Consider the following 25,904-nt stretch of genomic DNA (forward strand, 5'->3'; position numbering starts at 1 on the left):
ACTGGCGCAGTGGCGCGCGCTAGATCAGCCCTTCGGATTTCGCCCAGGCCACCGCCTGGGTGCGGCGATGCACGCCGAGCTTGGTGTTGATGCGCCGCGCATGGCTCTTCACGGTATGCACCGAGATGTACAGCGCCTCGGCGATCTCCAGGTTGGAGTAGCCCTTGGCGACCAGGTCGAGGACCGTCAGCTCGCGCTTGCTCAGCTCCGGACCGATCACCAGCGAAGCCCCCTGGTACTGCTTGCTTACTCGCAGCAGCTGGTGGCGCAGCGCGGCGAACTCCGGATGGCGGAGAAACAGCTCCTCCAGCCAGGGCGCCTGACGCAGCTGCAGGGCCAGCAGCGGCTTGATCAGCTGCTGCTGTTGCGCCTGGGTGAGGGCCACCAGCAAACACTCATCGGCCCGCGGGTGCTCGCCGGCCATCTCTAGGGTCTCGGCCAGATGCAGCTGCACCTGGGTGGCCAGGCTGTAGTGCCCGCTGTGCAGGCAGTCATGCTTGAGGCTGTGCAGCTGCTGGCCGGCGAGCTCGAGATTTCCGAGGGCCAGTTCGACGCGCGCCTGGCTGAGGCGTGCGCGCAGTGGCAGATCGTAGAAGCCGTGCGGCACCAGATAGTGCTGGTTGCCGAGGCGCTGGCAGACCGCCTGAACGATGGCCGCGGCGCGCTCCAGTTGTCCTTCGGCCAGCCACAGCTCGCCCTGGGCCAGCTGCAGGGCGTCGCGATACTGCGATTCCGGCACATGCAGCTGGCGCATCCGCTGCTCGGCCAGGTCGAGCAGGCGTTGCGCGCCATCCAGCTTGCCTTCATCGACGCTCAGCTCGGCCAGGCCGAGGTAGCCGAACAGCAGGTAGGCGTCACCGCAGCTCTCCGCCTCGCTCACGCCTTGCTCGAACGCCGCTCGCGCGATGTCGGCTTCGCCGGCGTTGGCCCGCAGCACGCCGCGCAGCAACTGCAGGCGCGCGCGAATCGGCCCGTGCAGCTCGTTGGCCAGCAGCAGTTGCAGGGACTGTTCGAGCAGCTCCGTCGCGCGCGCGCCTTCGCCCTGCATGATCAGCTGGTGAACGATATCGACGCTGAGCAGCGTCTCGAACAGCACGCTGCCGTGCGCGCGGGCCAGGCGCAGGCCTTCGCCGCTGTGTTGCTGGCCGCGGGCGAGGTCCAGCTCGGCGGTGGCCTGCTGGGCCAGGGCTTGATGGCAGAGAATCCGCGACGACCAGGTCGTCTCGCTCAGGTGCTCCAACGCCGCCTCGCAGTGCGGCCGGGCACTGGCCAGGCCGCGCAGGCGGTGCAGCACGCCGAGCACCGCCTGATAGTGGGCCAGCAGCTGGCGCTGCTTGTGCGCAGATGGCTGCGGCAGCAGTTGCACGAGGTCCGCCAGGCAGGCGTCGACCTCGTCGAGGCGCATGCAGAGAATCAACGCCCAGGCCTGCATGATGATCAGCTTCGGGGTGCTGGCCAGCAGGCTGGCGGGTAGTTCGTTACGCCACTGGAGAAACTGCGCCACGCTCTGGCCGATCAGCAGCTGGCCGTGGCCGTAGCGCTGCAGGTAGCTGGCCGCCACCTCGGGCTGGCCGGCCAGCAGCGCGTGTTCCACGGCGGCGCGGAAATCGCCGCGTGCGGCGAACCACTGGCAGGCGAGGGTGTGCACATGGTGGGCGGTGCGGTCGCTGGGCAAACGCTTGAGTGTGGTTGCCAGCAGCTGCCAGAGTCGAAAGCCCTCGTCATGCTCGTCCGGTACGCGGATGCACAGCTGGCGTGCGCAGAGCTCCGCGACGATCTGCGCGTCGGCCTCGCCCTCCAGCAGGTGATGGCTCAGGTCGGTGGAGAAGCGCGGCATGTGCGCCAGGGTGAACAGCGCCTGGCGGCACGGCGTCGGCAGCTCGGCCAGCACCTCGCGCTCGAAGTAGTCGAGCAGCAGCTTCGAGGGCGTCGCCAGGCGCGCGGCAAGCTGTTCGATCGACGAGTCGAGCAACAGCAGGCAGACCCCGGCAAACCAGCCTTCGCTGCAGCGCAGCAGCTGCGTTTGCAGCTCGGCTGGCAGCTGGAACTTGAACTGCTTGAGCAGCTGGCTCAGCTCGCGCTCGTTGAGCAGCAGGTCATCGGCGCTGACCCATTGCACATCGTTCTGCAGCCGCAGGCGCGGCAGGTTCCACGCCGGTCGGCGGCGGCTGCTGATCCACCAGCGCAGCGTGTGCGGCGAGTGCTCCAGCAGGCGGGCAAGGCAATCGTCCAGCGCGGGATTCACCGCGCTGGGAAAGTCGTCGAGGAAGATCCACAGCGGTTGCGGATAGCGCGACAGCATCTGGCGCAGTTCACTGCCCGGCTCCCCGTCACCATGCGGCAGGCGCAGTGCCGCCGCCAGGCGCGCCAGCAGGTCCGCCGGCTCCAGCGGCTGGCCCTGCAGGTCGATCCAGAGGGTGCGCGTGCCGAGTCCCACCTGGCGAGCGCATTCATTGAGCAGCACGCTCTTGCCGAACCCGGCCGGCGCGCAGATCAGGGTCAAGCGTCGGTCGTTGGCCAGCAGCCGCTCGGCCAGGCGCTGGCGCGGCACATGGTGGTTGGGAAGATTTGGCAGCGGACGCTCGACTGCGCGGAGTCGGGCACTCGTCGGCAGGACGCGAACATTGTCGTGCATGGGCAGCCTCGCAGGCATCAAGACCAGGCCCGCGCGGGGAAGGGGGACTCCCGGCGCGGGCCTGCCGCTTCAGTCATACGGCGCGCTGACGCGCGCCGCCATTCAGCAGGCAATCAGCGGCTCAGCGCACACCGGTGCTGCGCAGCGCTGCCGGGGTGTAGGACGACATCGACGATTTGAAGCCGAACTCGAAGGCGTGCTTTTCCTCGTTGTTCATGCCGATCGCCAGGTAGCGACCGCTGATGATGTCGTACAGCGCCTCGAAGGCGTACGCCGGCGCCTGCGCCTGGTAGTGCTGGGTCAGCATGGCCTGGCCGATGCGCCACAGTTGGCCGCGGCCGTCGTAGTGCTCGGACATCGCGATCTGCCAGCTGTCCTCGTCGACGTAGAAGCGCCGCTTGGCGTAGATGTTGCGCTCGCCGCTCTTCAGCGTGGCCTCCACCTCCCAGACGCGGTGCAGCTCGTAGCGCGCGAGTTCCTGGTTGGTGTGCCCCGGCTTGATGATCTCGCTGTACTTCACCGACGGCAGGCCGAGGCGGAAGTTGTTGTAGGGGATGTACAGCTCCTTCTTGCCGATCAGCTTCCAGTCGTAGCGGTCCGGCGCGCCGTTGTACATGTCGAAGTTGTCGGAGGTGCGCAGGCCGTCGGAGGCAGTGCCCGGGCCGTCGTAGGCGACCTGCGGGGCGCGGCGCACGCGGCGCTGACCGGCGTTGTAGATCCACGCCATGCGCGGTTCCTTGACCTGGTCGAGCGAGTCATGGACCAGCAGCACGTTGCCGGCCAGGCGCGCCGGGGCGGTCACCCGCTGCTTGAAGAAGATCAGCGCGTTCTCCGCCTTGTTCGCCGGCAGGTCGGTGATGCTTTCCGGTGACGAGGCTTCGTCCTCGAAGTTGACCAGCGAGTAGGCGCCGTTGGTCTGCGGCGCGGCCTGCACGATGATGCGCCGCACGCTGCCGCCGCGGTAACGGGTGATGTGGTTCCACACCACTTCCAGACCGTTCTGCGGAATCGGGAAGGCGTAGTAGCGGCTGTCGGCGAAGTCCTTCAGGCCGTTGCCGCCTTCCAGCAGGGTGGTCTTCTGCGCGCTCAGCTTGGCGGCCTGGTAGACCCGCTCCGGCAAGGCGGCCGAACGGTGGGTCACGTACACCGGCATCTTGTAGGTGTCCGGATAGCGCTTGAACATCGCGATCTGGCCGACCGCCAGCTTGGACTTGTACTGCTCGAGGTTCTGCGCGGTGATGGTGAACAGCGGCTGCTCGCCGGCATAGGGATCACCGAGGAAACCTTTGGCATCCACCGGTGCGGCGGTCTGCGACAGTCCGCCGTCCCAGGCCGGGATGCTGCCGTCGGCGTTGCCGGCCTTCTCGCCGCCCAGCGGTGTCAGGCTGGTGCCGAGTTTGGCCACCTGGTCGGCGCTGACCGCCGCCATCACGTTGCTGGCCAGCAGGCTCAGCGCCAGGGCGCTGCACTGCAGCATGCGCATATGAATAGTCATCTTATTGTTCTCCCTGACCTTAGAAATTCACGCCGAAACTGAGCGCGATGAAGTCGCGGTCAGTGATGGTGCTGTAGTCGCCATCAAAGAAGTTGGTGTAACTGAGGCTGGCGGTGTAGGTGTTCAAGTAGTCGGCATCCAGACCGACGCTGACGGCTTTGGAGCCTTCGTTGAACACCGGGCCGGTGCCGTCGACGTCGTGCGACCAGGCCACGTTGGGCTTGAGGTTCACCCCGGCGATCACGTCGGTGTAGTCCCAGATGGCGCGCGCGCGGTAGCCCCAGGACGACGAGGTGTAGAAGCCGTGCGAGCCGTACTGGCGCTGCGCGGCGGCGTTCTCCGGCACGCCGAACACCGCATCGCGGCCATAGCGATTGCCGACGTCGTCGGTCATGCCACCGACATAGGTCACCCCCACCTCGCCGACCAGGGTTACGCGCTCCGCACCCATGACCTGATCGATGAAATGCGTGAAGGTGGTCTGCGCCTGGGTGACTTCCTTGCGGTTGTAGCCATGCGAGACGAGACCGGCCTGATTCAGCGCGCCGGCCACGCCGCCGGTCGGCAGTGCGCCAGCCACGGTGGTTGCCAGTCGCGGGGTCAGGTCGGAAGTGTTGGTCTGCAGCGGCATGTTCGGGCGGTAGCTGAGTTCACCCGACCAGGCGGTGCCGGTCGGCAGGGTGGTGGCGAAACTCAGGCCGTAGAGGCGGATGTCCTCGGGGTATTCGAGGAGGTAGCTGCCGCGGCCGAGCAGCACGAACTGCGCCGCCGCGCTGCCATTCGCCGTGGTCAGGCCACCAAACGCGGTGCCCGCCGCCAGGGCCTGCTGAATGCCGGCGCGGTTGGCGTTCTGCACGCTGACGATCGGCGTGCGGCTGTGATAGTTCATCGCGTAGGCGCCGTATTCGACGTCGTCGCCCAGCCAGCGCAGGCTCAGGCCCCACTGACCGGAGTCGCGCGCATCGCGGTCGCCGCCACGCGGCACCATCAGGCCTTCCGGCGTGGCGGTGACCCCGGCCAGCACACCGCCCAGCGGGCTGGCCTGCGCGCCGCGCAACAAGGCAATGCTGTTGGCATCGAGGATGTTGTAGTTGGTGTTGCAGCCATCGGCCGCCACGTCGGTGCCGGAGAAGAAGGTGCCGCAGTTGTCGATGACGGTCTGGTCCCACTCCAGCTGATAGAAGGCCTCGGCGGAGAGGTCCTGGGTCAGGCTCTGCGACATGTAGAACATGTTGACCGGGATCAGGCCTTCCTTGATCTCCGCGCCGGGACGGCGGAAAGCGGAGACGTCGATCGGGTTGATCGAGTTGATGCTGTTGCCGATGAAAGTGCTCTCACCCCAGCTGACCACCTGCTTGCCCAGGCGCACGCTGCCGGGTTGCTCGGCAACGGTGTAGTTGTAGTAGGCGAAGGCATCCAGCAGCTGGAAGCCGGACGATTTGGCGCCTTCCTTGCGGCCGTGGTCGTCGATGTCCTTCCACAGCCGGCTTTCGTCCTTCAGTTCGAAGTCGTACCAGTACTTGCCGCGGGTGAACACGCCGAAGTCGCCGTACTTCAGCTCGAGGTCGTGGATGCCCTTGAAGATCTTCGAGAAGGTTTCGCCCTTCTTGAAGTTCAGCCGGCCATCGTCGTTGGTCTGGGTGAAGCCGGTGCCGCGCTTGCCGGTGGCCGGCACCACGTTGGCCGAGCCGACCAGCTTGTTGTCCGGGTCTGCCATGGACCAGCTGGCGCCGACCGACAGCGACGAATCGAACTGCCCCTCGATCTCCCCAATATTGAAGTTGACGGCATAGGCCGGAGCGGCACTCCCGGTGGCGACAGCGATAGCCAGGGCGTGACGCTGGAACACCTTGGGCCATGTTGTTTTTGTCATACGGCTCTCCTTGGATGTGGGTCAAGCAGCGGTGACAGTAGCATGCGAAAACAGTCAATTTTGCTGGTGAAAGGAGGAATCGCAGTCTTGGTTAAAAAGGATTAATACCGCTCTAGAATGGGGTTTTTAGGCCGCAAGAAGTGTTATGAATACTCCGCCATCAGCAATTGATTTAAGGCATATACCCAAGGCATGACTTTATAAGGTGTTGACCCAAATTTCCAATAGTCGATTGGAAGGGGAGCGCATCGACGCAGGGCAGCCTGGAGGTGAGCTTTGTGTTATCGCTTCAGCGAAGCTGTATAAGAGGGGCGCGTGTTCGCGGTTGGGCCGGAGAGGGGGGCTGAGCGCTTCGGCCGAAGCGCTGAGTTTGCTGGCGGGAGGTGCGCGTCTGGCCCGCGGTGAGGGGCTGCAGCAAGGTCGACGGCTATGCGCGGAACTGACGAAGCGGCAGTGGCGGAACGACGGCTCCAGTCTGCGGCGTCAAGCCGGGCCTAAGGCGTCCAGTCGATCTGATGCGCTTCCAGATAGGCATCCACGGCGGCGCCGAGTGTCGGGTAAAAGATGTCGGCGCCGATGCGCTTCAGCACCTCCAGCCGCTCGAGTTTGTCTTTGACCGGGTCTTTCATTTCGGCGAAGCGCAATTCGATGCCTGAGGTCCTCAGGGTCTGCTCCAATTCCACGAGCATGTCCGCCGAGGTCACGTCCACGCTGGTGACCGGCTCGGCGGCGACCACCATGCGGCGTACGGGCGTCGGTGACTGCCTAACGGCTTCCAGTACGCAGTTCTGAAACAGCTCGGCGTTGGCGAAGAACAACGGAGCATCCCAGCGGAACAGCACCAGGCCGGGTACCCGGCGGGCGTCGGGGTAGCGCGAGATGTCGTGGTAGCCGCGGATGCCGTCGACACGTCCGAGTACCGCGTAATGCGGCCGCCAACCGTCCCAGAGAAACTCGATTACCGCGATTACCACCGCGAGCCCGATCCCCGGCACCGCACCGAGTACCGCTACGCCGACGAAACAGCTCATCGACAACCAGAACTCCCATTGCTGGATGCGGTAGATGCGCTTCAGGTCAGTGAACTCGAACAGGCCAATGGCGGCGGCTATTACCACCGCGGCGAGGGCGCTGTTGGGCAAATGCTGCAGCAGGTTGGGCGCCAGCAGCAGCAACAGCGACACGCCCAGCGCGCCGAACACCCCGGTGAGCTGCGTCCTGGAGCCGGCCGCCTCGGCCACCGGGGTGCGTGACGAGCTGCTGCTGATGGGAAAGCCCTGAAACAACCCCGTCGCGAGATTCGCTACGCCCAGGCCGACCATCTCCTGATTGGGATCGACATGCGCCTGGTTCTTCGCAGCGTAGATGCGTGACAGCACGCTGGTGTCGGCGAACGACACCAGGGCCACGGCAAAGCCACCGACGAGCACGGGCATCAGATCGGCCAGCTGCAACCAGGGCACCGCGAATGCCGGGAGCCCCTGCGGCAGCTCGCCGAGCACCTTGACGCCGTGATTGCCGGCGAAACCGAGGCTGCCCACCACCAGGGTCGCCATCACCACGGCAATGAGAATGCCGGGGACGCGCTCGAAGTGCTTGAGCAGCAGGATCAGGGCCAGCGTCCCGGCGCCCACGCCGAAGGCCACCCAGTTGGCCTGGCCATCCAGCAGCGCTCGGCCGAGGTTCAGGACGTCGCGCAGCGGCCCACTGCTGTCGATGGAAATACCAAACAGCTTGGGGGTCTGGCTGATCAGCACCGTCAGGGCAATGCCGTTCATGTAGCCATAGCGAATGGGTTTGGACAGTAGCTCGGTGATGAAACCCAGGCGCACCAGGCCGGCAGCAATGCAGACTAGCCCCGAGACCAGCGCCATGGCGCTGGCCAGGGCGATGGCGCGCATCGGGTCGCCAGCGGATAGCGGGAGCACGACGGCGAGGATGATCGCGGCCAGGGCTGAGTCTGGGCCGAGCACGAGGATACGGCTGGGACCGAAAAGGGCGTACGCCAGCAACGGGACGATGGTGGCGTACAGGCCATAGATGCCCGGAACACCTGACGCTTCGGCATACGCGATGCCCACCGGAACCAGCATGGTGGTCAGCACCAGCCCAGCCATCAGGTCTTTGGGTAGCCAGCCGGGCTGATACTCACGCAGCATTCGTAGCCCCGGCAACCAGCGCCGCCAGCCGACCGCGGCGGGGCCGGCGGCGCGTGAAAGACGCCCAGGCTCGGTAGGGTGGGGCGGCGGGAGAACGTTCATCGAGTGCGCCTGCGAGCGAAGGAAAGTTCAGGAGGGCAAGACATCCGGGGTGAAGAAGTAGGCAAGCCCCAAAATCAGGTACACGGCGAGCAGCTGTACGCCCTTGAGCCAGTCGGAGCGGCCATCGCCAGCGACCTGGCCGGTGATCAGTACCGCCAGCAGCACGCTGAGCACCAGGCCACCGGAGAAGGCCAGGTCCATGGGCACGCCACCGACAAAGTAGCTGGCCAGGACCAACACCGGCGCGACAAACAGCGCTACCTGCACGCTGGAGCCGATGGCGATAGCCAACGATAGGTCCATGCGGTTCTTCATGGCGGCCGAGATCGCCGAGGAGTGTTCGGCTGCATTGCCGAGAATCGCCACGATGAACACCCCGACGAACAGATTGCTCAGGCCCAGTTGGTGCGCGCTGGGCTCGATAGCGCCAACCAGGATCTCGCTGATCCAGGCGATCATCACGGTCGCTGTGCCCAGTACCAGCAGCGCCTTGGCCTTTGACCAGAGCGGCGTTGCGTGCGGCGTATGTGGGGCATTGGGGTCGCCGGCAAATAGATTCTTGTGGGTCACCAGCGAGTACACCAGGAACAGGCCGTACACCAGCAACAGCAGCAGCGAGATATACAAGCTCAATGCCTGCAGACCGTCGGGCGCACGGGATGCGACCACCGCGCTGTAGGCGGCCGGGAGGATCAGGGCAATGGTCGCCAGGGTCAGCAGCGTGGCCTGAGAGCGGGCTGCAGAGGCGTTGTACTGCTGCTCCTGATGGCGCAGCCCGCCGGCGAGCATGGCCGCGCCGAGCACCAGCAGGATGTTGCCGACGATCGAGCCAACCAAGGACGCCTTGACCACGTCATGCAAGCCGGCGCGCATCGCGCTGAGGGCGATGATCAGCTCGGTGGCATTGCCGAACGTGGCATTGAGCAGCCCGCCCACACCTTCTCCGGAGCGCTCCGCCAACTGTTCGGTGGCCCGTCCGAGCCACCCGGCCAGCGGCACGATGGCCAGCGCCGCGGCCAGAAACACCAGTAGATGTTGCTCCGCCGCGAGCAACTCGACGGCGATTGCGGCGGGGACGAAGACCAGCATCCAAGTGAGCATCGAGACCTTCCTCGCGCTGCTGCGAAGTGCTGCATAAGCAGGGGCTTTGGTAAGAATGGCCCGTGATCGGCCGCGCGTCTAAGAACCAGCGGTCATTGCCGGACGTCGTGGCCTTCCGCTTGCCAGCGCTCCAACAACTGCAAGGCGCGCTCGAACTCGAAGGCTTCGATGGCTTGCGCAAGGTGGCGCAGGACGCCCGGTGCCGGCCGGTCGCGAAACTGCTCGTGGATCTCCGAGATGATGTCTTCCGCGACGGTATCGCTTTGCGCCAGGCAATGGCGTAGTCGGTCGAGCAGGGCCGGCAACTGGCTGGGCGCGTCGGCGGCGGATGCCGCAATGGCCGGCGATGGGCTGTCCAGTGCGGCGAGCCCCTGAATGACTTCGGCCAGGTCGACCAGCACCTCGGCGAGCACCGCGTCGATGCGTTCGTCCGGGGCGGCCTGCCGGCAGGCGTGTTCCAGGCGCGCGGCGGCGGCGGCCACGGCGCCTGCTCCGATGTTGCCAGCGGCGCCGCGCAGGCTGTGGGCGGCGCGTTGCGCGGCGGTCGGATCGTCGCTGTGCCGGGCGGCGTCGAACAGGCTGGCGAAGTCGCGCTGGCCATGCCGAAACTTCAGCAGCAAACGATGATAGAGCGGCGCTTTACCGCTGCAGATGGCCAGGCCTTTGTGCTGGTCGATGCCGGGCAATGCCGGCAGATGCGTCGATGCGTGGCTAGCGGCAGGGGCGGGCGCCACGATGCGGCGCTTGGCCGGTTTGATCCAGCGCGCCAGGGTGGCGAACATGCTGTCCAGGTTGAACGGCTTGGCGATGTGATCGTTCATCCCGGCAGACTGGGCGCGCTCGCGGTCGCCGGCGAGGTTGTTGGCGGTCATGGCGATGATCGGCATGTCCGCCAGTTCGGGCCGCAGGCGGATTGCCCGCGTGGCGTCGTAACCGTCGAGCAGGGGCATCTGGCAGTCCATCAGGATGCCGTCGAAGCGCGTATCGGCCGCCAGCAGGTCCAGTGCCTCCTGACCGTTGCCGACCACCACCGTCTCGACGCCGGCATCGCTGAGCAGCTCTACCGCCAGTTCCTGGTTCATGAGGTTGTCTTCGGCGAGCAGGATCCGGCTACCGGCGATGGCCGACTTGGCGTCCTCGGTCTGGCCATGTCGTTCGAGGCTGCGCGGCTCGCTGGGCATTGTTGCGCCCAACGCCTGATTGATCGCTTCCAGCAGGGTGGAGGGCGTCACCGGTTTGGTCAGCACGGCGTCCAGCGTGATGTTCTGCAGACGCGCCGCATCGAGGGCGTCTTCACGCCCGAAAGCGGTGACCATGATCACGGCGGGCAGCTGGCAGGCGTGCTCGTGCAGCCTGCGCAGCGCCTCGATGCCGTCCATTTCCGGCATCTTCCAGTCGATCAGCAGCAGTCGATACGGCCGCTGTTGCCGCTCGGCGTCCCCCAGCAGGTGCAGCGCCTCCTCGCCACTGCGCGCCACATCGACCTGCAGCCCAAAGCTGTGCGTCATCGCGGCGAGAATCTCCCGTGCCGAGGCGTTGTCATCGACCAGCAGCAGGCGCACGTCCCGCAGCTCAGCGGCTCGCCAGGCGCGGCGCGGCTGCGCCTGTTTCGCCCGCCCGAAGCGCGCGTGGAAATGGAAGGTGGAGCCGCGCCCGGGCTCGCTCTCGACCCAGATTTTGCCGTGCATCAGCTGCACCAGCTTGTGCGAAATCGCCAGGCCGAGGCCGGTGCCGCCATATTTGCGCGAGGTGGAGGCATCGGCCTGCATGAACGACTGGAAGATGCGCTCGCACTGCTCCGCGGTCATGCCGATGCCGGTGTCCTTGACCCAGAAGTGCAGCTCGACGTCGGGCTCGGCGGAGTCCACCTGCTCAACGCCCACCACCACTTCGCCGTGATCGGTGAACTTGACCGCATTGATACCGAGGTTGAGCAGGACCTGACCGAGTCGCAGCGGGTCGCCGAGCAGCGCGGTCGGCAGCTCGCCGTCGATCTGGAACAGCAGCTCGAGCTGCTTCTCCTCGGCACGGAAGCCCACCACGCTAGCGAAATGCTCCATCACATCTTCGAGGCGGAAATCGATGGCTTCGATGTCCATCGCCCCGGCCTCGATCTTCGAGAAGTCGAGGATGTCGTTGATGATGCCCAGCAGGTTCTCGGCGGAGCGGTTGATCTTCTCCACATAGTTGCGCTGCTTGCGGTCCAGCTCGGTGTTCAGCGCCAGGCCGCTCATGCCGATGATCACATTCATCGGGGTGCGGATTTCGTGGCTCATGTTGGCGAGGAAATGGCTCTTCGCCCGGGTGGCTTCCTCGGCCAGCTCCTTGGCCCGCTGCATGGTGCGCTCGGCGGCCTTGCGCTGGGTGATGTCGACCAGCCAGCCGAGCGCGCCGAACTCGCCGTGGTAGTGCATCGGAATGTAGGTGGCGAGCATTTCGCGGGGGCGGCCCTGACTGTCATACATCTGCACTTCCCGCTCATAGAACGGTTCGCCGGCCTGCAGATGCATCCATACCTCTTCTCGGTCGAGCAGGTTGACGTACAGCTGCGGGACCTGGTCGCCGACGCCCAAGCCGAAGGTTTCGACGAATTTCGGGTTGGCAAAGTGGATGTGCCCCTGGGTCGCGAAGGCGACGCTCACCGGGCTGCGCGCGAGGATGTCCTGCAGGCGCTCTTCGCTTTCCTGGATGACCGCCTCCACCGCGCGGCGCTCGCTGATGTCGCGGACCGAGGCGCACACGCAGATGCCCTTGCCCTGCAGCTCCGGCAGACGCGACAGACCGATTTCCACGGAGAACTGGCTACCGTCCTTGCGCACGCCCTGCAGGTCGAGGCCGTTGCCGCCCATCTGCCGGCTGGTGCCCTGCTCGAAGTACTGGCTGCGCAGTGTCTGGTGCTGGATGCGTGACTGGTCGGGGACCAGTTGCTCGACGCGCACGCCGATCAACTCGCCGCTGCCGAAGCCGAACAGCGTCTCCAGTTTGGGGTTGGCGAGGATGATGGTACCGCTGGAGTCCACCACCATCATGCCGTCGGGAGCCGACTCGATGATGCTCCGGTACCAGGCCTTGGTGGTCTGGATGACCTGCTGCTGCGCCTCCATCTGCGCGGCCTGCGCGCGGGTCTCGTCGAGCAGTTGGTGGGTATGCACGGTGCGCTCGAGTATTTCCACGTTCATTGCCAGCAGCGGCAGCAGCTCGTCGAGCAGGCTCTGCTGGCTGGCGGTCAGGGGCCGGAAGCTGGCGAGCTCGATAACCCCAAGCAGCCGCTCGCCGCGCAGCAAGGGCAGGGCGGTCACCGCGCGTGGCGCGGCGTCGCCCAGGCTGGAGGTGATGTGCAGGTAGTCGGCCGGCAACTGATCCAGGCTGATCGCCCGCCGATCAGTGGCGCACTGCCCCACCAGACCTTCGCCCAGGCGGATGTGACGCTGCGGCGCGGTCAGCGGGGCGGCGGCGTACTGGCTCAACAGCGTCAGACGTCCCTGGCTCTCCTCGTAGCCATAGGCAGTGGCACTGCCGATGCCCAATAGCGGCGCAACGGCGGACAGGAAGCTGTCACCCAGCTCGGCGAAGCCGCGGGCCGAGTGAAGGTCGCCGCTGATAGCGGCCACGTGGGTCTTTAGCCAGCGCTGGGCGGCCATCTGCTGGGCTTCGGACTGCAGTGAAACCAGGGCCCGCGAGAGTTCGCCGATTTCGTTGGGGTAGTTCTGGTAGGGCACCACGATGTCCAGCTTTCCGCTGCTCAGCGCCTCCAGTGCCTGGCGTAGTCCCTCGGCGGGCCGGCGGATCGACAGGCTGATCAGGTAGCCAAAGACGATCCCGACTGGCATGCCGATCACCAGCAGCCAAATGGTCAGCTGTACGCTGCGGTCCAGCCTGCGCGCCGCTTGCGCCGAGCCAATGTCGGCACCCTCGCGCTTGGCCTTGGCCATCTGTGCGAGCGCTTCACTGGCCGTCGCGCCGGCGCGCTGGAACAGCGGCGAGTCGATCTTCGCACTGGCGGCGAGCTGCGCGCTTTGCGGGCTTCTGGTGGGACCTGGGGTCTGCAGCTGCAGCACTTCGTCGACTTGCTGCTGGTACCCGGCGAAGGCGATCTCGAAACGGGTCAGGTTCTGTTGATTGACGTCGCGGAACACCAGCGGGCGGGCCAGGTCGATCTCGCTGCGCAGCAACTGGCTGGACTCCTGCAGTTGCCGTAGAGCCGCGGCCTGCTCGGTGGCGTCGCTGGCCAGGACCGACTGGCGCAACTGCACGCCCATCTGCGCCAGGGCTACGCGCGCGGAGTCAATGTGCGCCAGACCGACCAGGTCTTGGGAGTAGATCTGGTGGAGCTGCTGGTTCTGCAGGTACTGCACGCGGAGGCTGTACAGACCGAGAAACAGGGCCAGCAACAGCACGCCAGCGAAGCCGAGCAGCAGCTTCAGACGCAGCGCCAGGCGCTGCAGCACTTCAAGCGGTGACTTCATCGCGGTTCGTCTGCCTGAGGAAGGCTGGGAGGGCAAGAAATGGCCAGCGGACTCATGGACGCGGCTTCATGCCGAGGCGTTCTGCGCGCGGGCACTCTCCGGTTGCAGGGGCGGCGGGGCGGCATCGGTGTAGCGTCGGGCAATGGCCGCGAACTCCTCCTGGATAGCCAGGAAGGCATCGACGAGATCGGGGTCGAAATGGCGGCCGCGCTGTTCGCTGATGAGCGCCACGGCATCCTCGTGTGGCATGCCCGGCTTGTAGACGCGCTGGCTGGTCAGCGCGTCGTACACGTCGGCCACCGCCATCAGGCGTGCCGACAGGGGAATGTCCTCGCCCGCTTTTCCCTCCGGGTAACCGCTGCCGTCCCACTTCTCCTGGTGGGAGTAGGCAATCTCCTTGGCGAGGCGCAGAAAGGGCACCTCGATGCCGAGGCCATCTTCCGCGCGCTGCAAGGCGTCGCGTCCCAACGTGGTGTGGGTCTTCATGACCTCGAACTCTTCCGCGGTCAGCCGACCGGGCTTGAGCAGGATGCTGTCGGGAATCCCGATCTTGCCGATGTCATGCAGCGGCGCGGACTTGAACAGCAGATTGCGGGTGTACGAGTCCAATTCGGCGGCAAAGCGCGGATGCTCCTTCACCTGTTCGGCAAGGAGCTGCACGTAGAACTGGGTGCGGCGGATGTGGTTGCCGGTCTCGTTGTCACGGGTTTCTGCCAGGGATGCCAGCGCCTGAATGGTCACGTCCTGGATGGCGACCACTTCCTGCGTGCGACGCGCCACCTCGCGTTCGAGAAAGCCATTCTGGTCGCGCAGAAAGTCGCTGGCGGCCTTGAGCTTCAGATGGTTGTCCACCCGCAGCAGCACCGTGGGCGGGTTGATCGGTTTGGTGATGTAGTCGACCGCCCCGAGTTCCAGACCGCGCAGCTCATCCTCGGCGGCGCCCAGCGTGGTGAGGAAGATCACCGGGATATCGCGTGTCTCCGGCTGCGCCTTGAGCTGCCGGCACACCTCGAAACCGGACATGCCGGGCATCATGACGTCGAGCAGAATCAGGTCGGGCTTGTCGTCGCTGGCGGCGATCTGCAACGCCTTGGCGCCGTCGCGGGCAGCCTTGACCCGATAAAGGATCTTCAGCAAGTCGGCCAGAATGGTCAGGTTGTCGGGGGTGTCATCCACGATGAGTACGGTGGGTTTCTCGCCAAACTTTGCCGGAATCATTGCCAATCCTCCTGAACTGGTCGGTGTCCTGCCGCGGCTCTCCGTACTCCTGAACTGGCGCGCGTGATCAGTATAGTTAAGCCATCCTTAAGGACCGCTGCCGGCGAATCTGCCGGCAGCTGCGCCGCTCACGCGGCGCGGAGTACCGATTAACGGATTCAGCGAGGCGTGCGATGGACCTATCCAGCAAGCAACCGCGACAGCCGATTCTCGATCCCGTCGATCGCGTCACCGAGGTGATCTTCGGACTGCTGATGGCGATGACCTTCGTCGGCGCGTTGAGTGTGGCCACCTCCGGTCGAGAGGAAGCGCGAACCATGCTGATCGCGGCGTTCGGCTGCAACCTGGCCTGGGGCCTCGCCGACGCCGTGATGTACCTGCTGCGTACCTGGACCGAGCGCACGCGCAACCGCAACCTGCTGTGGCGCCTGCAGACCGGCGCGAGCGCGGAGGAGGGTCGGGCGTTGATCGCCGATGCACTCCCTGCGCGCATGGCGGCTGCGGCCGGCCCCGAAGGGTTGGAAAAGCTGCGCCAGGGCCTGCTGGACAACTCCGCTGAACCGCTGCATGCACGATTGGGCGGGGATGACGTGCTGGCGGCGCTAGGCATTTTTTTGCTGGTCGTGCTGGCTACCTTTCCGGTGGTCATTCCCTTTCTGCTCATACAGGAGACGGCGCTGGCGATTCGCCTGTCCAACCTGGTGGCGGTGGCGGTGCTGTTTGCCGCCGGCTGGCTACTGGCGCGTTACTCCGGCGCCACGGCCTGGGCGGGCGGCGCCTTGACCGCCGTGGTGGGCACTGTGCTGATCCTCGCGATCATTGCTCTGGGTGGCTGAAGCGCGGCCACCCGCAGCGACCTTGTTGCCCGGCAATCGAGGGCGCTGGAAGGAAGCCGGAAGATGGCGATACTCCAATGTCGCACCCACGACCACGCAGCAGGACGACTACCCGCATGAAGACCGACCAAGGCACCTCGGCTGCAGCAGCAGAGGCTATCTCCGCCACGCAACTGATCGACGCCCGCATTCACGAGCTGGGCGACTGGAGGGGCGCGACGCTGGCGCGAATTCGCGCGCTGATCCAGCAGGCCGACCCCGAGGTGATCGAGGAATGGAAGTGGCGCGGGGTGCCGGTGTGGTCGCACGCCGGCATTCTCTGCACCGGCGAGACCTACAAGAGCGCGGTGAAGCTGACCTTCGCCAAGGGCGCCGCCCTGGCCGATCCGACCGGCCTGTTCAACGCCAGCCTGGAAGGCAACACGCGGCGTGCCATTGACCTGCACGAAGGCGAGTCGATCGACGCGAAGGCATTCAAGGCACTGATTCAGGCGGCGGTGGCGCTCAATACCGCCAAGTGAGTGCGGCTGGCAGGTCGAAGGGGATCAACCATACTCGGCTGACAGGTTGCCCGACGCACGCGGCGCCTGCCCATTCGCAACGGCGCTCGAACACCCTCCAGAGGAGCACGGCCATGGCCAAGGCAGCCAAGAAGCGTGACAAGCAGGCAGCAGTGGAAAAACTCGACCGCAAAGCCTACGAGAAGGAGCTCAAACGGCTGCATGTGGAGCTGGTCAAGCTGCAGCAGTGGGTGGTGGAGAAAGGCCTGAAGGTCTGCGTGCTGTTCGAGGGCCGCGATGGCGCCGGCAAGGGCGGGACCATCAAGGCGCTGACCGAGCGCGTCAGCCCGCGGGTGTTCCGCGTCGTGGCGCTGCCGGCACCGACCGAGCGGGAGAAGACGCAGATGTATGCCCAGCGCTATCTCCGCCATTTGCCGGCGGCCGGCGAGGTGGTGATCTTCGACCGCAGTTGGTACAACCGCGCCGGCGTCGAGCGGGTCATGGGCTTCTGTACTGTCGAGCAAGCGCGCAAGTTCCTGACGGTGGTGCCTCTGTTCGAAAAGATGATGACCCAGTCCGGGATCATCCTCATCAAGTACTGGCTGGAGGTGAGCGCCGAGGAGCAGACCCGTCGCCTGCAGGACCGCATCAACGACGGCCGCAAGCTGTGGAAGCTGTCGCCGATGGACCTGAAGTCCTATTCGCGCTGGGACGAGTACACCCGCGCTCGCGACGAGATGTTCGCCGCTTCGGATTCCTCCTGGGCGCCCTGGTACATGGCGCACTCGGAAGACAAACGCCGTGTGCGCCTGAACATCATCAGTCATTTTTTGGAGCAGGTTCCCTACAAGGACCTCACCCGCGGCAAGGCGGTGGAGTTGCCCAAGCGCGGTCGCATCGGCAAGTACAAGCCGGTCGCCTATCCGTTCAAGCTGGTCAAGGAACGCTTCTGAGCCGCGCTGCGGCGGCGTGGCCACTGTGCCAGTTACCGCTGGTCCATTGAATGGCCCGGGAATGAACTCTGCCGCTTCGTTAGCGGTCTTTCTGCTGTCGGCCCACCGGGTGGATTTGCATGGCTATTCGCCACCCGGCGGCTGCGCTTTCCCCCTGTTCCACCCGCTCGCGTCCTGTCTGTAGCACTTCGCGTGGCCGGCGATTGTTATCGCGCCCGTTCGCCGGGGTTTCGTTAGACCGCCATGTGAAGATTGCCCCCATGCCCCTATCCCGTCAGTTCCGCGCCTGTGCCTTCCCGCTTTCGTCTCGTGTTCTCGCCGCCAGTTGCCTGCTCGGCGGCCTGCTGGCCAGCGCTGCTTTGGCACAGGCCGAGGAGCCCGCCAGCAACGCGCGCTGGGTGAGCGACAGCCTGAATACCTATGTGCGCAGCGGGCCGACCGACGGCTACCGGATCGTCGGCACCCTGAGTTCCGGGCAGAAGGTCGAGTTGCTGCGCACCCAGGAGGATTACAGCCAGGTGCGCGCGGAGAACGGCAATGCCGTGTGGATTCCCAGCCGCGACCTGCAGGCCGTGCCGGGCCAGACCGAACGCCTGCCGCAGCTGGAACAGAAGGTCGCCGAACTGAGCGCCGAGCTGGACGGCATCAACGACAGCTGGAAGACCCGCGTGCAGGGCATGCAGGAAACCCTCGATGCGCGAAAGACCCTGATCGACGAGCTGCAGGCGGCGCGCGGCGCGCTGGACAGCGAGCTCAGCCAGGCACGCGCCGAACTGCGCGAAGTGCAGGCGCAGCTCGGTGACGAGAACAAGCAGGTGCTGATGCGCTACATGGTCTACGGCGGCAGCATTGCCGGTGCCGGGCTGTTCGCCGGGCTGATCCTGCCGGCGCTGCTGCGTGTGCGGCGCAAGCGCAACGACCAGTGGTTCTGAGTCGCTGCAAGGGCACTGCGGGCCTCAGCGCCGCGCGCCGGCGACGCGGAAGCGCAGGCAAACCCGGGTGCCTTCCTGCTCGCGGCTGGTCAGGCTGACTTCGCCGCCGAAGCGCTCCATGATCTGCCGCACCATGATCAGACCGATGCCCAGGCCGCCTTGCTTGGTGGTGTAGAACGACTTGAAGGCCATCATCGCCTGCTGCCGGCTCATGCCCTGACCGGTGTCGTCGATGCGCAGCTGCAGCCATTCTCCGCCGGCGTCCGGCAGCGCCTGGATACTCAGGCGGCCGCCGCCGCTCATCGCCTCGATGGCGTTGGCGATCACGCTGTTGAGCACCTGGGCGAGCAGCAGCGGGTGGCTGAGCACCGCTGGTACCGGCGCCTCGCTGAGTTCGACCTGGATGTTGGCCTGCTTGAGCTGCTGGTCGAACTCGCCGAGCGTGCTGCGCACCAGTGCCATCGCCTCGACCGGCTGCGCGTCGCCTTCCAGCGGACGCAGGCACTGCAGCAGCGCTCGCACCCAGGTGGACATGCGATCGACCTGGGTGATGATGTCGGCCAGGCATTTCTGCAGCGCCGCGCCGTCCATGATCTGCGCCAGCTCGGCGCTGGAACGGATCGACGCCAGCGGGTTGCGCAGGCTGTGGGCGACCGCCGAAGACATCTCGCCGAGCCCGGTGTAGGTCTTGTTGGCCACCAGTTGATTCTGTTGCGAGGTCAGCAGTCGCGCGGCCCGGCGGACCAGCCCGTAGAGGCCGAAGTAGATCAGCAGGCCGCCGAGCGCGGTGGCCAGCCAGATCAGCTGGTAGCCGCGGTTGACCCGTTCGATCAGGTCCAGCGGCTCCTTGTAGATTTCCACCATCGCCAGGACGTTGCCCTCGTCGTCGAGCAGCGGGATGTAGTTTTCGATGAAGAACATCTTCGGCGCGCGCAGGAACTTCTGCTCGACGCGCCCCGGCTCCACCTCGCTGTAGCGCGCCGCGACATGGTCCTTGGCCATGAACGCCGCTTCCAATGCCTTGTCGTCGTCGACCTGCTGGCCGATCAGGGCCGGATTGGTGGACCAGATGACCCGCCGCTGCGGCGAGTAGATGGTCGCGAGCAGCGAGTCGGGCAAGTGCGAGAGGTGATCGAGGAATTCCGAGCGGGCCCGCTCGCGCTTGCGCGTGGTGCCGGCGGTGAGCATGCCGTACTGGTAGGGCAGCAGCACATCGCCGATTTCCATGCCACTCAGACCGTGGTGGCGAATTTCGCCGAGCGCCAGGGTCTGGATGAACTGCGCGGAGAGCATCGCGTCGCGCTCGAGACTCTCGTTGACCAGGAAGCGGGTGGAGACTGCGCCCAGCGCCAGGGCCACCAGGCCGATGATGAAGAAGCTCAGCAGCGAGAACCAACGCAGCAAGTTGAACGGCTCGACCGGCGCCGGCGGGCTGGCTTCCTGCCAGGGCAGGTAGCGGGCCCAAGCGGACATGGCGTACATAGGTGGACTCCTTTCCCGAGGTAAGAGCGTTGCAGAGGACGCGGACAGGCTCGCCGGCGCCGCGCAGGGCTGCCGGTGATACGGGGCGGGAGTCAGGTGCGGGGTGGTCGCCAGCGCCCCGAAGGGGCGGGGATCAGCAGGCTGCCGCTGACGGCGGTGTGGGTGATCGGGCTGAACAGCATGATCGGTGGCTTGCTGAACGCCACCAGCACCGCGCTGCTGGTCTTGCAGTCGCTGCCGCCGGGGCAGGATTTGCCGTCGCGACACAGGCAGCTCAGGTCCAGGCAGCAGTCATGCGCGGCCTCGGCCGTCACGGTGGGGGCATCGACCCGCGGTGCGCAGGGCTGGGCAGCCGCCGTCGCGCCCGCCAGGCCGGTCAGCGGCAGTGCCAGGCAGAGCAGGCTGATCAGGCAGAAGCGCAGGTAGCGGGACATGTTGGTCAGTCCAGTCAGCTCAACAACGCGATGCAGGCGCGCTTGGCGCCGAGAACAGCCTCGGCGCCCGGACCTCACCAGCCGCAATCACTGCGCGGCCGGCTCCGAGTCGTCGTCCGGCACTTCTTCCCAGCTGCTGTCGGGATCGAAGCTCTTGATTGCCGCGGCCAGCTTGCTGCTGTTCGGCCCGAGGTCCTTCTGGAACACCTCGCCGTCGTGGCTGATCATGAAGCTCATCACCCCGCTATCGCCGTACTTGGCCGGCCAGGCGATCAGCGCGAACCCGCGGCTCATGTGCTCGCCGATCTTGTAGTCGTAGGCGCCGCCCGGCGCCGAGGGGCCCTGGGCGGTGAGGATGCGGTAGTGGTAGCCGTGCCAGTCATCACCCGGCAGGGCATCGCCGAACAGCGGGCCGAGCGGGCTTTCCTCGATGCCGGGTTCCTCCGCCCAGTAGAGACCGTCGTACTGACCGTCGCTGCTGACGAACTTCTGCGCGTACTCGAGGACGCCATCGCCGTTGCGGTCGACCTCGGCGTAATCCATCTGCGCATCGTGGTAGGCGCGCACCGCTTCGACGGCGGCCAGTTCGTTGCGGCCGATGCGCCGGATGCGGATCTCCTCGCCGCCGGCCTTGGCGTCGAAGGCCCAGCCCTGCTTGCCCTTGACCAGCGGCAGCGGCAGGGTCCACGGCGTGTTGCCCGCCACGAGGTGCGCACGCCCCGACTGGTCGGTCTGGATGCTGTGTTTTTCCTTATACAGGGCGAGGAAGGCGTCGACGTCCTTGCGCTCGACCCCTTCGGTGGGGATGTAACTGCGCCAGTCGGTGCCGAGCAGTTTGCCCAGCGCCGCTTCGTCAGCCTTCTCACTGCCGAGCGCAGCGACAAACGCCTCGGCGGCTGCCTCCGGGGTGGCGAAGGCCTGCTGGGCCTGCGCGCCCTGGGCCAGACCCAACAGCAGTAGCGCGGCAGCGAGCATACGGAAAGCGATCTGCATGGTGAGTCTCCTGTTAGCGCCGACGACCACCGCCACCACCACCGCGCGGTGCGTGCGCGGGGCGTTGCACGGGGCGGCTGGCGGCGGCGCGGGATGCCTGCGGCCGGCTGGCGGCCTGGCGACTGACTTGGCCGCGATTGGCCGCGAGCTGGGTATGCGACGGGTTGCGCGCACCGGCGAAGGCGTTGTTGCGCGCGCCCTGGGTGCTGGCGTGCTGCTGGCGTACCTGTTGGCGTGCCTGCTGATTGCGCGGCGCCTGCTGGCGTTGCTGCGCGGCGTTCTGGGCGCGCTGGCGCGCCTGCTGATTGTTGGCCGCCGGGCGCTCGCCGGTGCGCTGCTCGAGGGTCTGCCGGGCGCGGTCGCGATCGGCGCTCTGCACCCGATCACGCGCGCCGCCGCCATCCAGACCACGCTGCTGGAGGTTCTCACGGGCGCGCTCGCGGTCGGCGTTCTGCACCCGGTCACGCGCGCCGCTGCCGTCCAGACCACGTTGCTGGAGGTTCTCGCGGGCGCGTTCACGATCGGCGCTCTGCACCCGATCCCGCGCTTCACGGTTGGTGGTGGCCGGCGCCGCGATGCCGCGCTGGGTCAGGCTGTCACGCGCCCGCGCACGTTCGGCGGCGCGCGCCGGGTCGTCGCCACGGAAGGCATTACGCTGCTCGCTGCCGGGCAGGCGTCGGTCGAACTGCTGACGACTGACCTGATCGCGATACGGCACGCCGTTGCGGTACACCGGGTTGTGGTTCCAGTTGCGCTGATTGGCGTTGAGCTGGCGGTTGACGTTGAGGTTGTTGTAGCGATTGACGTTGATGTCGACGTCATGATTGTTCCAGTCGCAGTCACCCCACAGCGAGTTGGCGATGGCGATCCCGGCGCCGAACGCCAGGCCGCCGGCCAGCGCGGTGGCCACCGGGTAAGCCGGCGGTGGCGGGTAGTAGGGTGGCGGGTAGGACGGGTAGGACCAGGTGCCGTACACCACGGTCGGGTTGTAGCTGGGCACGTAGACGACCTGCGGGTTGGTCGGCTCGATGACGATGGTCTGCGCCGGCGCGGCCTGCTGCACCACGGTGGTGGTGCCACCCTGCGGCGCCGGGGCGGGCTCGGGCGCCGGCGCGGCGGCCGGTTTGACGCTGACCTTCTGCTGCTGGTTGGACTCCAGGTTGCCGGCGGCCTGGGCCTTGCGGCGCAGGCGCTGCACCGAGTCCATCACCGCGTCGGGCTGGGCGAGGAAGGCATCGCCGACCCGTTGCACCCAGGCCGGGTCCTGGCCGAGGGTGGCCAGCACCTGCGGGAAGGCCACCAGCGACTGCACGCTCGGGTCCCAGGGCTGGTCGGCCACCTGCTTCACCGCGGCATCGCCATTGGCATCCGGGTGCGCCTTGGACCAGGCCACCGCGTCGGCGACGTTGCCGGGGTAGGTGGTCGCCATCAGCACCTGGGCGAGCAGCGAGTCGGGGTAGAGCGCCAGGGGGGCGAGCATCTGGTCCAGCTCCTCGACGCTGAACACCGCATCGCGCTGCGGCGCGGCGGGTGGCGCGGGCGTGGCGGGCGCCGGGGGTGCTGCCGGAGCGGCGCTGGCCGGCGGTGCGGCCGGGGTGGCCGAGGCCGGTGGTGGCGGTGGGTCTTCCTTGTTGCAGCCTGCCAGCGCCAACATGGCGAACAGGACTGCGCGATAGCGACAGGCAAACATGACGCTTCTCCTTTGGCGGAAAAAGCGGAACGGTTCAGATGCGCCATGGCCGCTGCGGGCGCGCCCGGGCACTCGGTAAACCTTGGCCCAGGCGGTTCACACCGCACGGGCTGGCAGTCTCAGCGTAGAAGAATTGCGGCGAAGCCGAGCGCAATTTGCTCGGCGGTCGCGCCGGCTAGCGCGCCGCCCAGATCTTGCTCAGCAGGTAGCTGCCCACCGCGGCCAGCATCAGCAGGCTGGGCGCGGGCGTGGCGTGGAGGAAATCGGTGGCGCGCCAGTGGATGAACAACGCCAGCAGCGGCGGCAGCCACATCGCGCCCATCCAGCCGAGGAACCAGGTCTTCCACAGCGACTTGTCGAACTGCCCGGCGCGGATGTTCCACACCAGGGTCAGCCCCCAGTAGACCAACAGCAGCGCCCAGAAATAGCGTGGCTTGCCCACCCCCGGCAGGCTGGCGCTGACGTCGACGTTCATCGCGTTGATCGTCGGGTTGAGCACCAACAGTGCCCAGGTCAGCAGGCTGAAGGTGAGCATGTCGAGCAGCTTCATGTCGATGCGGTAATCGACCGGCTGGGTCTTGCGCTCGACCAGCTCGGAGGTCACCACCGTCTCGTTGAGCACGGTGATCACCAGCACCGCGGCCGGCCACATCAGCGGCGTGCCGAGGCCGACCAGGAAAGCCTGGCAGGCGCCGAGAAACAGGATGCCGCTGATCACGCTGTAGAAGCCCATGGGGTGTAGCCCTCCGCGCCGGCCTGGAGGAAAAGGTAGCTGCGCCCGCGGCGCTCTGCGCGCCGCGCTAGCGCCTGGCCAGGCTGCGCGCCACGCGCCGGGCCAGCGCCTGCTCGTCGACCGCCAACGCGCGGTCACCCTGGGTCAGCTCGCTGAGCGTGGTGTGCATGGCGGCGCCGAGCAGCAGCAGGGCGAGCGTCTCCGGGTCGGGTTGCTGCAACTCGGCGAGGCGCTGGCTGAGCGCGCGGTGCGCGGCGTAGCTGGCCTGGCCCTGCGGATCGGCATGGCGTGGCGGCGCGCTGGCGAGGCTCGCGCCGGCCAGCGGCAGCACGCGGCGGAACCAGGCGCGGGCGTGGACGAACAGCCTGGCCAGCCAGGCTTCGAACGGCTCGGCCGGGGCGGCGAGGGCGGTGAGCAGCGCCGGGTGCTCGTCGCCGGTCTCCAGCAGCAGCGCGCGCAGCAGCCCGGCCTTGTCGCCGAAGTTGTTGAACAGACTGGCCTCGGTGACCGCCGCGCGCCGCGCCACCGCACGGGTGGTCAGCACGCCGACACCCTGTTCGGCGAGCAGCGCGGCGGCGGCTTCGAGCAGCCGTTGGCGGACTCGCGGGCGAGCCATTCAGTCGGCGTCCCAGAGTGCCACCAGGCCGCCGAAGGTGCCGACGTAGGCGGTGCCGTCCGGCGCCAGGGTGATCGGCGACCAGTTGTTGTCGAACGCCTGACCGACCCCGGCGAGCGCCTTGAAGCGTGTCGCGCCGCTGGCGAAGTCCAGCGCGGTGAGGTACCAGGCGTTCTCGCCATTGGCCTGCGGCTCGAAGCTGTAGAAGTAGGCCAGGCCGCTTTGCACCGAGAGCTTGGGCACCGCCGACGGCGAGCGCTCCGGCGAATGCCAGACCAGATCGCAGCCCGATTCGTCGGCGCGCAAGTCGACGCGGCTGATCCCGCCGCTCACCGCGCCCCAGTCTTCCTGCGCAAAGGCGCTGCTGTAGCCGTGGTTGTTCTCGGCGATCAGCGAACGGCCCCAGCCGATCAGCGAGTTGTCGGTGGCCGAGGCGTCGTTGGCGAACAGCGGCAACTGGCAGATCAGGCGCTGGCCGGCGAAGCCCGGTTCGCGGCGGTAGACCAGCAGGTTGATGCGCCGATCGGCGTTGTCGGTGATCGCCACGTAGCGCTCGCCGAGCAGCGTCGGCGTGGTGCCGCTGCCCTGGCTGAGCGAGCCGGACTTGCGCGCGCTGCCGCGGTCGTAGACCTCGCGCCAGGCCTGTTGCGGCTGACCGGCGGCGTCCAGGGCGAACAGGTACATAGCATGGTCGGAGACCAGGTACAGGCCGGCGGCGTCCAGTGCCACGCCGTTCTGGATCTCCTCGCCGGCCAGCTGCGTGCCGTGCACCGCGCCGTCCTGTGGGTTCAGCGTGCCGAGCCGGCCGCGTCGGGTCCACCACCAGATCAGTCCACCCTCGTCGGGCATCACCCCGGTGATCGGGTCGCACTCGCCGCTGGGGAACCAGGCGCTCGGTCGCACGCAGTCGTGCGGCACCTGCGTGCTGAGGTCCCAGGCGTCGACCTGCTCGAAGCGCCACTGGCCCTCGGCGTCCTGGCGGTGGGCGATGCGCTGGATGCGCTGCTCGGCGTTGGCGATCACCACGCGGTCCTGGTTGTCGAGGTAGAAGTAGGCGCCCGACGAGTCGGACATGATCTTGTCCGGGTCGAGGGTGATCAGCGCATGGAAGGTCGACGGCCGTGCCGGCAGCGGGTAGCGCGCCAGCAGTTTGAGGCTGCGCGGTTCGAGCAGCTGCAGTTCGAACTGCAGCAGGTTGGCGCACAGCACCACCAAGCGCCCACCGCGATCGAAGGTGTGGATCGGGCACATGCCGCCCGGCTTGCGGCTGCCGTCGCGGCTGGCGACCTGCATCGCGCGACCGAGCGGGCCGGGGCCGGGATGGCTGTCCGAGCTGTAGCCGTCGCCGTGCATGTAGCCGTTGCCGTTGGCGGCCAGGTGCGGGTTCCGCGGCAGGCGGCCGGGCAGTGGCGTCGCGGTCGCCGGTTGGCCGAGCAGTAGCGGCGCTGCGCCGGCGCTGGCCAGCGGGGTCGGCTCGGGCGGTTCGCTGCAGGCGCTGAGCAACGCGAGCAGGAGCAGCAGCAACAGGTGGCGCATGGCGGTCGTCCTTGGGTGGTTGTTCGAGTGCCGCTATAAAAACCGCTCGGCGCGCCGGGCGCCTCGTCCACACGGACGATTCCCGCGCCGCCGCCTGCCGCCAGACTTGCCGGCAACGGGGCCTGCCGCCCCGGCAGCAGAAGGCTTGTA

The 25,904-nt window shown here is 66.9% G+C and carries 18 protein-coding genes; 4 read left to right on the top strand and 14 right to left on the bottom strand.

Annotation, left to right across the window (positions count from 1 at the left end):
• Positions 1 to 19: 19 nt before the first annotated feature.
• The 7 genes from JQX08_RS22345 to JQX08_RS06300 all read right to left on the bottom strand — a co-directional run bounded on the left by JQX08_RS22345 (position 20) and on the right by JQX08_RS06300 (position 15,049).
• Positions 20 to 2,635, bottom strand: a complete 2,616-nt coding sequence (locus JQX08_RS22345; protein ID WP_283246511.1) for a LuxR C-terminal-related transcriptional regulator — start codon at positions 2,633 to 2,635, stop codon at positions 20 to 22.
• 121 nt (positions 2,636 to 2,756) lie between these two features.
• A complete protein-coding gene (locus JQX08_RS06275; protein ID WP_204915430.1) occupies positions 2,757 to 4,130 on the bottom strand; it encodes a DUF1329 domain-containing protein in 1,374 nt (457 codons plus the stop codon).
• A 19-nt stretch (positions 4,131 to 4,149) separates the two neighbouring features.
• A complete protein-coding gene (locus JQX08_RS06280) occupies positions 4,150 to 6,003 on the bottom strand; it encodes a DUF1302 domain-containing protein (RefSeq protein ID WP_204915431.1) in 1,854 nt (617 codons plus the stop codon).
• Positions 6,004 to 6,497: 494 nt separating this feature from the next.
• Entirely contained in the window at positions 6,498 to 8,264 is a 1,767-nt protein-coding gene (locus tag JQX08_RS06285) for a SulP family inorganic anion transporter (protein WP_204915432.1), read from the bottom strand.
• Between the two features lie 27 nt (positions 8,265 to 8,291).
• Positions 8,292 to 9,365 (bottom strand): calcium/proton exchanger, encoded by a 1,074-nt coding sequence (gene cax, locus JQX08_RS06290; protein WP_204915433.1) that lies wholly within the window; start codon positions 9,363 to 9,365, stop codon positions 8,292 to 8,294.
• Between the two features lie 92 nt (positions 9,366 to 9,457).
• A complete protein-coding gene (locus tag JQX08_RS06295) occupies positions 9,458 to 13,831 on the bottom strand; it encodes a response regulator (protein WP_204915434.1) in 4,374 nt (1,457 codons plus the stop codon).
• 66 nt (positions 13,832 to 13,897) lie between these two features.
• Positions 13,898 to 15,049 (bottom strand): response regulator, encoded by a 1,152-nt coding sequence (locus JQX08_RS06300; protein ID WP_204915435.1) that lies wholly within the window; start codon positions 15,047 to 15,049, stop codon positions 13,898 to 13,900.
• 173 nt (positions 15,050 to 15,222) lie between these two features.
• Between JQX08_RS06300 and JQX08_RS06305 the strand changes: the two genes are divergently transcribed.
• The 4 genes from JQX08_RS06305 to JQX08_RS06320 all read left to right on the top strand — a co-directional run bounded on the left by JQX08_RS06305 (position 15,223) and on the right by JQX08_RS06320 (position 18,270).
• On the top strand, positions 15,223 to 15,885 hold the full coding sequence (locus tag JQX08_RS06305; protein WP_204915436.1) for a VIT1/CCC1 transporter family protein: 663 nt from the start codon (positions 15,223 to 15,225) through the stop codon (positions 15,883 to 15,885).
• A gap of 116 nt (positions 15,886 to 16,001) precedes the next feature.
• Complete coding sequence (locus tag JQX08_RS06310) at positions 16,002 to 16,406, top strand: DUF1801 domain-containing protein (protein ID WP_204915437.1); 405 nt, start codon at positions 16,002 to 16,004, stop codon at positions 16,404 to 16,406.
• Between the two features lie 113 nt (positions 16,407 to 16,519).
• The gene (gene ppk2, locus JQX08_RS06315; RefSeq protein WP_204915438.1) at positions 16,520 to 17,338 is read left to right on the top strand and encodes a polyphosphate kinase 2; all 819 of its coding nucleotides are present in this window, start codon (positions 16,520 to 16,522) and stop codon (positions 17,336 to 17,338) included.
• 260 nt (positions 17,339 to 17,598) lie between these two features.
• Positions 17,599 to 18,270, top strand: coding sequence for a TIGR04211 family SH3 domain-containing protein (locus JQX08_RS06320; protein ID WP_204915439.1), 672 nt, complete (start codon positions 17,599 to 17,601; stop codon positions 18,268 to 18,270).
• 24 nt (positions 18,271 to 18,294) lie between these two features.
• On the opposite strand, the gene JQX08_RS06325 is transcribed toward JQX08_RS06320, so the two are convergent.
• The 7 genes from JQX08_RS06325 to JQX08_RS06355 all read right to left on the bottom strand — a co-directional run bounded on the left by JQX08_RS06325 (position 18,295) and on the right by JQX08_RS06355 (position 25,754).
• Entirely contained in the window at positions 18,295 to 19,752 is a 1,458-nt protein-coding gene (locus JQX08_RS06325; RefSeq protein WP_204915440.1) for a sensor histidine kinase, read from the bottom strand.
• A gap of 92 nt (positions 19,753 to 19,844) precedes the next feature.
• The gene (locus tag JQX08_RS06330; RefSeq protein WP_204915441.1) at positions 19,845 to 20,186 is read right to left on the bottom strand and encodes a hypothetical protein; all 342 of its coding nucleotides are present in this window, start codon (positions 20,184 to 20,186) and stop codon (positions 19,845 to 19,847) included.
• An 87-nt stretch (positions 20,187 to 20,273) separates the two neighbouring features.
• A complete protein-coding gene (locus JQX08_RS06335; protein WP_204915442.1) occupies positions 20,274 to 21,179 on the bottom strand; it encodes a DUF2950 domain-containing protein in 906 nt (301 codons plus the stop codon).
• 13 nt (positions 21,180 to 21,192) lie between these two features.
• Positions 21,193 to 22,869, bottom strand: coding sequence for a DUF3300 domain-containing protein (locus tag JQX08_RS06340; RefSeq protein WP_204915443.1), 1,677 nt, complete (start codon positions 22,867 to 22,869; stop codon positions 21,193 to 21,195).
• Positions 22,870 to 23,044: 175 nt separating this feature from the next.
• Positions 23,045 to 23,602 carry a hypothetical protein gene (locus JQX08_RS06345; protein ID WP_204915444.1) on the bottom strand — a complete coding sequence of 186 codons (558 nt, stop codon included), beginning with the start codon at positions 23,600 to 23,602 and terminating at the stop codon, positions 23,045 to 23,047.
• 67 nt (positions 23,603 to 23,669) lie between these two features.
• Complete coding sequence (locus JQX08_RS06350; RefSeq protein ID WP_204915445.1) at positions 23,670 to 24,218, bottom strand: TetR family transcriptional regulator; 549 nt, start codon at positions 24,216 to 24,218, stop codon at positions 23,670 to 23,672.
• On the bottom strand, positions 24,219 to 25,754 hold the full coding sequence (locus JQX08_RS06355; RefSeq protein WP_204915446.1) for a hypothetical protein: 1,536 nt from the start codon (positions 25,752 to 25,754) through the stop codon (positions 24,219 to 24,221).
• Positions 25,755 to 25,904 lie beyond the last annotated feature (150 nt).

Source organism: Zestomonas insulae (genome assembly GCF_016901015.1).
GTDB lineage: Bacteria > Pseudomonadota > Gammaproteobacteria > Pseudomonadales > Pseudomonadaceae > Aquipseudomonas > Aquipseudomonas insulae.